The organism is Roseateles sp. P5_B10, from assembly GCF_056400485.1.
This window is the reverse complement of record NZ_JBFULE010001535.1, coordinates 1-643: the sequence shown is the minus strand read 5'-3', so window position 1 is coordinate 643 and position 643 is coordinate 1. Positions and strand designations below refer to the sequence as shown.

The 643-nt window shown below is 62.1% G+C and carries 1 protein-coding gene; it reads right to left on the bottom strand.

Annotated features, from left to right (window positions below; translation table 11 throughout):
• Nucleotides 1–396: S24 family peptidase (locus AC1DU6_RS34445; protein ID WP_477862969.1), on the bottom strand; the 396-nt coding region annotated here is incomplete at its 3' end.
• Nucleotides 397–643 lie beyond the last annotated feature (247 nt).

The window sequence follows — 643 nt, the reverse complement described above, 5'->3', positions numbered from 1 at the left end:
GATCTGCGCTTCAGGCGAGACGACGATGATGTCGCCGTCGCGATAAGCGGGTTTCATCGAGTCGCCGGAGATCTTCAGCGCATAGGCGTGCTCGTCGTTCACCGACGGCAGGCCGACTTCATCCCAGCCCTTGCTGCCGGCGGGAAAACCCGCGTCGTCGAAGTAACCGCCATGGCCGGCCTGKGCRAAGCCAAGCAGCGGCACCGACTGCACGATGCGCTTGGTGCCTTCGATCAGCGCGACGAAGCTGTCGATGGTCACGCCGGTCGCGGTCAGCGCCTTCGAGACCGACTCCGTCGATGGCCAGCGCTCGCGACCGTCATTGGTGATGCGCTTGGACTTGTTGAAAGTCGTGGCGTCGAGCCCCGCCTTCTTGGCAAGGCCGGAGGSTGACATGCCGTTGCGTTCCGCGAGGCGGTMGAGGGCGTTCCAGATCTGGGCGTGCGAGAGCATCATCGGTTTCAGTCCGTTGGCCCGGATTTCTACGGGGCGGTGAATCGTGGCGAAATCTAGGAATTATTGCCGTGAATGCACGGATTTCGCAACAGGCATTTGAAAAAAATGTGCAGCCTTGAAGTGGAGGGGTGCCGCCGATACGGTCGGCTGCCGACTCCAGCCTGAATCGAGCGACTGGCGTCCGCAC